Raw genomic sequence first — 6,669 nt, 5'->3', positions numbered from 1 at the left:
AATGTAGGTAACGGAAAAGCCTTCCCAGAACGGGAGCTCAAGATTATGATTTGCCATGAAAGCGGTGGGTTGAGTTAAGAACTGTTGGTCGCACAACAAGTCTATCTCTTCTTCACCGCTTTCCTCATTTCAGCCTCGCCTTCACGTCAATCCGTGAAGAACCAAAAAAAGGCGGCGGATTGCATTTGTATCCTGAGTTGCGTTCTTTTTTGAAACGCCATCAAGCCAACAAATCCCAGGCCGGAGGGAAAGCGCCCGGCGACGATGTGAAGGCAGCGCCGCTGGTGGATCCCGTCGGCGCCGACGCCGAATCGCACGTACCGATCGATGTGGCCAGCGATTCCACACCAAAACCATTCGACCCGGCGAAGGAGGAAGCCATCCAATCGCTCATCAATAGCGCCAGCTTTGCCAGCACACATGCTGCGATAGCGCACTTGGCGGCATTCAAGGACACGCTGACCGACCAGGACGCGGAGTGCTTGATTGCCGCCGCCGTGGCAAACAAGCAGATCAAGTGGATTGCGACTGACTCGGATGTCTACGCCTTTTTCGCGTCCCTGATCACTGACCACGCCGATATCGACGCCGATCTGTTCGAACAAGCTGTCGATGTGTTCGGTTTGCGGCCGGAGCCGGAAGATACCTTGGACGACTGATCCGTTGCAAGCGAGCTTGCACGTTGCAGGTGCGACCCATACGGGTTCGGCCTGCAGGCGCATGGACCGGGGCGCCTTGCCTTGATCGCCGGGGATTGCAAAGCTTCTCACCCGGTTCCACCATCGTGTACAGTGCCATGCCGGGCCGCCGGGCCTGTCGCCTGGAATCGTCATGAGGAAGTGAAGTTGGGATTGATCTTGCTGCCCCTGTTATTTGCCATGCTGTGCGGCTTCGGCTGGCTGGGTGCCAGCACCGGCATTCGCGCCGCGTCCCGAGCCCCGGCGTGCCTTGGCGCCGTCGCCCGCCTGCTCGGCATGGGCGTTGCGCTGAGCAGCGCCATCATGCTGGCCGCCTTCGGCGCCGTCGCCCACCGGGCCGTGCCGGCCGGCGCTTTTGCCTTGATCCTCGCCGTCGTCGCCGGTGGCGGCCTTGGGCTGGCGGGCATACTGTGGCAGGGGCGCTTCGCGAGGCTTGACAAACCGGCCGACGGCGTCCGCGCTGCCGCATGCTTTTTGGCCGCTGCCACGTTTCCCGTTGCCTGGTTTACCTTTGCCGAACGCCTGGCCGGCTGGTTTCACGTGACGTGGCTGTATTAAGCGGCCGATCCATGAGCACGAACCTACCGACGCACTTTCCCCGGAAAGCCGCCATGCAGGCCCTGGCCGCTGCCGCCAAGCTGGCCCGCCAGCCCGTACCGCCCTCGCCCCTGCTGTGGCACGGCTGGTTCGACGGCTCGGCCACGCCGAACCCGGGCCGCATCGGCATCGGCGCGCTGCTGCTGGGACCTGCGGGTGAGCGCAGTGAAACGAGCCGGCGCGCCGGCGACGGCAGCAGCGGCGACGCCGAATACCTGGCCCTGATCGCACTGCTGGAGGACGCGGCGCGGCGGGGCGTGACGGAATTGGTGGTGTATGGCGACAGCCAGGTCGTGGTACATGACATGCTGCTGGCGGCGGGCGCCGGTGCCCGGGGGCTGGAGCACCACCGCGCAGCTGCGCTGGCCCTGGTGGCGGTGCTTGGGAACGTGGCGGTGCGGTGGGTGCCGCGGCACCGCAATGGCGAGGCGGACCGTTTGTCGCAGCAGGCGCTGGACGCGGTGTAGCGGACGACGGTGTAAAAGTTGCTGCAAAAATGGGGTCTGTCCCCATTTTTACAGCAACAATTCCTAGTTCAGTGCCACAGCACGCGTCGCCGGTGCGGCACCGGTGCGGAACACGCTGACCACATCAGCCAGCGCATTGGCCTGCTGCTGCATCGATTCGGCGGCGGCGGCCGATTCCTCGACCAGGGCGGCGTTCTGCTGCGTGACGCTGTCCATCTGCGTGATGGCCTGGTTGACTTCCTCGATGCCGGCGCTCTGCTCCGTGCTGGCGGCCGTGATTTCGCCGATAACGCCGCTGACGCGGTGCACGCTGGCGACGATTTCCTCCATCGTCGATCCGGCCTGCGCCACCAGGCGGCTGCCTTCGGCCACCTCCGACACGGAGGCGCCGATCAGGTCCTTGATCTCGCGGGCGGCGGCGGCCGAGCGCTGCGCCAGGTTGCGCACTTCGGAGGCGACGACGGCAAAGCCCCGTCCCTGTTCACCGGCCCTGGCCGCTTCCACGGCCGCGTTCAATGCCAGGATATTGGTCTGGAAGGCGATGCCGTCGATGACGCCGATGATGTCGACGATCTTGCGCGACGAAGCGTCGATCGAATTCATCCGGCCCACCACCTGGGCTACGACGTCGCCGCCGCGGGCCGCGGCGCCGGCCGCGTCGGCCGCCATCTGGTTGGCCTGGCGCGCGCTGTCGGCGTTGGTGCGCACGGTCGACGTCAGTTCTTCCATCGACGATGCCGTTTCTTCCAGCGCGCCGGCCTGCTGCTCGGTGCGGGCCGACAGGTCGTGGTTGCCGGCGGCGATTTCGGCCGAGGCAACCTTGATATTGTCGGTGCCGCTGCGCACCTGGGTGACGATATCGAACAGCGACTGGTTCATCGCGCCCAGCGCCTGCAACAGCTGACCCGTTTCGTCGCGGGAGCCCGCTTCGATCTTGCCGGTCAGGTCGCCGCTGGCGACGCGGCCGGCCGCTGCCACCGCTTCGCGCAGCGGGCCCGTGATACCGGTGGTCAGCACCCACGCGCTGATGGCACCCAGCGCCACCACCAGCACAGCCAGGACGACGATGATGTTGCGGCTGCGTGCACCGATCGTGTCGATCTCGGCCGCCATCGCATCGATGCGTGCGCGCTGCATGTCGAGCAGGTCGCGGATCATCGACTGGTATTTCCCGGCGACGGGCACGAAGGTGCCTTCGAATATTTTCGATGCCTGGTCGAGGTCTCCGGCGGCCTTCAGCTTGGCCACCTGGTCGCGGCTGGACAGGTACTGCTTGCGCTGCTCGCTGATGCGGGCGAACAGGGCCTTCTCGTCGTCGGCCACCAGCAGCGCCTCGATCTTTTTCTGCAGGTCGGCCGAGATGGCCGACGAAGCCTTCGACTCGTCGGCGAAATACGCCGCCAGCGACGGGTCGCTGGATTTGGCGATGGCCGACGTGCGGCGCACGGCGCTGTCGATCTTGCTGTACCAGTCGCTCAGCATGCGTTCCTTCGCCAGCGGCGAATCCATCATCGCGTGGGTGGCCTGCGACACGTCGTTCATGCGCCAGATGGCGATGGCGGCAATCAGGATGCCGAGCAGGATGGTGACGGCAAAGCCCAGCGCAAGCCGCCTGCCGATGGCGATATTGTCGAAAAATTTCATGTGCGTGGCCTTGGCGTGCGGATCAGGCCGCGATGCGTTCGATCAGGCCCATGTCCTCGCTCGACATCAGGCGGTCGATGTCGACCAGGATCAGCATGCGCTCGTCGATGGTGCCCAGGCCGACGATATGCTCGGTGTTGATGGTCGAACCCATGTCCGGCGTGGCCTTGATCTGCTCGGGCAGCAGGGTCGTCACGTCCGACACGGCATCGACCACCATGCCGACGACGCGGTTGCCGATATTGAGGATGATGACGACGGTGAAGGGGCCGTATTCCGGCGTGCCCAGCGAGAAGCGGATGCGCATGTCGACGATGGGCACGATGATGCCGCGCAGGTTCAGCACGCCCTTGACGAATTCCGGCGCATTGGCGATGCGGGTCGGGCTTTCGTAGTTTCGGATCTCGCTGACCTTCTGGATATCGATGCCGTATTCTTCCTTGCCCAGGGTGAAGGCGAGGTATTCGGCGGGCATGGTGCTGTTTTCAGGTGTGGACATGGGCTTCCTTTGGCGCACCCGGCGGGTGGCATGACCCCCGGCGCGACCGGAAGTCTATTGGTGAATGAACGTGGATGTTACCGCAAGCCAAGATATTTGGCGATAAAAATTCCACATGGAAACACCGAGAATTGTCTTGCCGTTACGGGATGTGTGCCATTCGTGGCACAATGCACGACTGCCTTGACCAACAATAAACGATGACGCAAACGCAAAAAATGGATGGCGCGCTGCAATCCTGGCAACCCCGCCTCGTGGCCCTGGCCGCCGCCGCGGCCGGCGACGACGGCGCCCACGATGTGAATCACCTGCACCGGGTCTGGCGCAATGCCGCGCAGCTGCTGGCCGAGCATGCCGAGGCGAATGCGCTGATCGTGCTGGCCGCCTGCTACCTGCACGACCTGGTCAACCTGCCAAAGAATCACCCGGAGCGCCACCTTGCTTCACGCCAGGCGGCGCAGCTGGCCAGGCGCGAACTGGCAGCCCTCGATTTTCCCGCCGACCTGCTGCCCGGCGTGATGCACGCCATCGAGACGCACAGCTTTTCGGCTGGCTTGGCGCCGGAAACCATCGAAGCACGCATCGTGCAGGATGCCGACCGCCTCGACGCGCTGGGCCCCATCGGCCTGGCCCGCATGTTCTACACGGCCGGCCGCATGGGCAGCAAGCTGGCCCACGACAGCGATCCGGCCGGCCTGTCGCGCACGCTGGACGACCGGGCCTATTCGCTCGACCATATCGCCGTCAAGCTGGCCACCCTGCCCGGCATGATGCGCACTGCCGCCGGACGCCGGGTTGCCCAAGCGCGGCTGGTACAGCTGGAAGCCTTCCGCGCCAGCTTCATCGCCGACTGGTCCGGCACCTAGCTCCCACCGGACGCCGGCCATGAACGATCACCGTCCCCTGCCGCAAGTGGCCGACGCCGTTTCGCCGGGCAAGCTCAATTTCGTTCTGGTCTGCGTCTTCATCGACATGCTGGGCATCGGCCTGATCGTGCCCGTGCTGCCGATCCTGGTGGGTGAGTTCGTGACGGCCAGGGAGCAGCAGACCATGTGGTACGGCACCCTCGGCGCTACCTTCGGCCTGATGCAGTTCATCTTCATGCCCATGCTGGGCGCCATCAGCGACCGGGTGGGTCGCCGCCCCGTCCTGCTGTATTCGATGGCGGGCATGAGTCTGAACTTCCTGGCCACGGCCTGGGCGCCCAACCTGGCGTGCCTGTTCATCGGCCGCGTCATCGGCGGCATGTCTTCGGCCAGCATGTCGGTGGCTTCGGCCTATGCGTCGGACATCTCCACCCACGACAACCGCGCCAGGAGCTTCGGCAAGATCGGTGCCGCCTTCGGCCTGGGCTTCATCGCCGGGCCCATGCTGGGCGGCCTGTTGGGTGGCATCGACCTGCACCTGCCGTTCTACGTGGCGGCCATACTGTCGGCCGCGAACTTCGTCTACGGCTGGTTCTACGTGCCCGAATCGCTGCCCGAATCGCGGCGCGGCAAGTTCAAGCTGACTCGCGTCAATCCGATGGCGGGGCTGATGAAGCTGGCCCGGCGCCAGGACATCCGCGGCCTCGTCATCGTCTACACCCTCGTCACGATGGGCCAGATGATGCTGCATTCGACCTGGGTGCTGTACACGCACTTTCGCTTCGGCTGGTCGCCCGCGCAGAACGGCATCGCCCTGTTCTGCGTGGGGCTGGCCGCCGCCGTCGTGCAGGCGGGCCTCCTGGGGGTGCTGATCCGGCGCTTCGGCGAAGTGCGCCTGTCGCTGCTCGGCCTGACCTCGGGGTGCATTACCTATATCCTGTACGGCATCGCCACTGAAGGCTGGATGATGTACGTCTTCATCCTGTGTAACCTGCTGGCCTTCGCGGCGGGCCCGGCCCTGCAGGGCATCATCTCGAAGGCCACGCCGGCCGAGAGCCAGGGCGAGTTGATGGGCTCCTTGCAGTCCATCGGCAGCGCCGGTGTCATCGTCATGCCGCTGGTCGGCGGCGTGCTGCTGGGCGAAGTGAGCCACCTGCCGGCGAACGACTGGCGCATCGGCGCCACCTTCTTCGTCAGCGCGGCAATGCAGGCTGCGGCCATCTTCGTGGCCTGGCGCTACTTCCGCCACCGTCATGTGGCGATGAAAGCCTAGGGAAAGAAGGCCCGACAGGCGGCAGCGGGCCGATGGCGTCCGCGATGGCCCGCACCACGGTGTCGGCCGCGCCGGACGGGTCGATCACGGTAACGCCGATATCGTCACCCACTTCGCGGCGCAGGCCCGCCGACAGCGTCCTGACCGCACTGCCGGTGGCGTCAAGCACGGCGCCACCGGCCATCCCTTCGCATTGGACCAGGTTGATGATCCGGCCGCCCCGCGCCACTTGCATCAGCGGCAGCACGGCGGCGACGCCATACAGCACGCCGCGCAGGTTCACGTCGATCATCCGGTCCCACTCCTTGAGCTTCAACGCTTCCATCCGCGACAGCGGCATCGCGCCGGCCCCGTTGACGAGGACGTCGACTCTGCCGTGGCGGGCATGTGCGGCCAGCACGAAAGACTGGAAATCGTCGGCATCCGTCACGTCCACGGTCCGGCATGCGGCGCTGCCGCCGGCGGCGCGGAGCTCGGCCACGAGGGCCTGCAGGCGGTCGATCCGGCGCGCTCCCAACACCACGTGATGGCCGGCGGCCGCCAGCACGCGCGCCGTGGCCGCGCCGATGGCGCCGCTGGCACCCGTGATCAGGACGATTTTGCGTTTGGTGGCATGGCGCATGGT

At 65.6% G+C, this 6,669-nt stretch carries 8 protein-coding genes; 5 read left to right on the top strand and 3 right to left on the bottom strand.

Annotation, left to right across the window (positions count from 1 at the left end):
* Nucleotides 1-185 precede the first annotated feature (185 nt).
* From GM672_RS20925 to GM672_RS20915, 3 genes are all read left to right on the top strand, one after another.
* Nucleotides 186-659 carry a hypothetical protein gene (locus tag GM672_RS20925; RefSeq protein WP_170300173.1) on the top strand — a complete coding sequence of 158 codons (474 nt, stop codon included), beginning with the start codon at nt 186-188 and terminating at the stop codon, nt 657-659.
* 186 nt (nt 660-845) lie between these two features.
* Nucleotides 846-1,256: a hypothetical protein gene (locus GM672_RS20920; protein ID WP_155472470.1), complete on the top strand. Its 411-nt coding sequence runs from the start codon at nt 846-848 to the stop codon at nt 1,254-1,256.
* A gap of 53 nt (nt 1,257-1,309) precedes the next feature.
* Nucleotides 1,310-1,762 carry a ribonuclease HI family protein gene (locus tag GM672_RS20915; RefSeq protein WP_229417850.1) on the top strand — a complete coding sequence of 151 codons (453 nt, stop codon included), beginning with the start codon at nt 1,310-1,312 and terminating at the stop codon, nt 1,760-1,762.
* A gap of 63 nt (nt 1,763-1,825) precedes the next feature.
* On the opposite strand, the gene GM672_RS20910 is transcribed toward GM672_RS20915, so the two are convergent.
* Nucleotides 1,826-3,406, bottom strand: coding sequence for a methyl-accepting chemotaxis protein (locus GM672_RS20910; protein ID WP_155472468.1), 1,581 nt, complete (start codon nt 3,404-3,406; stop codon nt 1,826-1,828).
* A 22-nt stretch (nt 3,407-3,428) separates the two neighbouring features.
* Nucleotides 3,429-3,905: a chemotaxis protein CheW gene (locus tag GM672_RS20905; RefSeq protein ID WP_155472467.1), complete on the bottom strand. Its 477-nt coding sequence runs from the start codon at nt 3,903-3,905 to the stop codon at nt 3,429-3,431.
* A 218-nt stretch (nt 3,906-4,123) separates the two neighbouring features.
* Here GM672_RS20905 and GM672_RS20900 point away from each other — a divergent pair, with 218 nt between their 5' ends.
* On the top strand, nt 4,124-4,771 hold the full coding sequence (locus tag GM672_RS20900; protein ID WP_155472474.1) for an HD domain-containing protein: 648 nt from the start codon (nt 4,124-4,126) through the stop codon (nt 4,769-4,771).
* Between the two features lie 19 nt (nt 4,772-4,790).
* Nucleotides 4,791-6,044: an MFS transporter gene (locus GM672_RS20895; protein WP_155472466.1), complete on the top strand. Its 1,254-nt coding sequence runs from the start codon at nt 4,791-4,793 to the stop codon at nt 6,042-6,044.
* Here GM672_RS20895 and GM672_RS20890 read toward each other — a convergent pair.
* Nucleotides 5,965-6,666, bottom strand: coding sequence for an SDR family oxidoreductase (locus tag GM672_RS20890; RefSeq protein WP_155472465.1), 702 nt, complete (start codon nt 6,664-6,666; stop codon nt 5,965-5,967). The genes GM672_RS20895 and GM672_RS20890 overlap by 80 nt on opposite strands.
* Nucleotides 6,667-6,669: the final 3 nt, after the last annotated feature.

Source organism: Pseudoduganella buxea (assembly GCF_009720835.1).
Classification (GTDB): domain Bacteria; phylum Pseudomonadota; class Gammaproteobacteria; order Burkholderiales; family Burkholderiaceae_D; genus Rugamonas; species Rugamonas buxea.
The sequence above is the reverse complement of the archived record's forward strand: the minus strand, read 5'-3'. Positions and strand labels throughout refer to the sequence as shown.

Coding starts and splice junctions, on each gene's coding strand:
- GM672_RS20915 (WP_229417850.1), top strand. CDS start 1,310: ATGCAGGCCCTGGCCGCTGCCGCCAAGCTGGCCCGCCAGCCCGTACCG.
- GM672_RS20910 (WP_155472468.1), bottom strand. CDS start 3,406: ATGAAATTTTTCGACAATATCGCCATCGGCAGGCGGCTTGCGCTGGGC.
- GM672_RS20905 (WP_155472467.1), bottom strand. CDS start 3,905: ATGTCCACACCTGAAAACAGCACCATGCCCGCCGAATACCTCGCCTTC.
- GM672_RS20900 (WP_155472474.1), top strand. CDS start 4,124: ATGGATGGCGCGCTGCAATCCTGGCAACCCCGCCTCGTGGCCCTGGCC.
- GM672_RS20895 (WP_155472466.1), top strand. CDS start 4,791: ATGAACGATCACCGTCCCCTGCCGCAAGTGGCCGACGCCGTTTCGCCG.
- GM672_RS20890 (WP_155472465.1), bottom strand. CDS start 6,666: ATGCGCCATGCCACCAAACGCAAAATCGTCCTGATCACGGGTGCCAGC.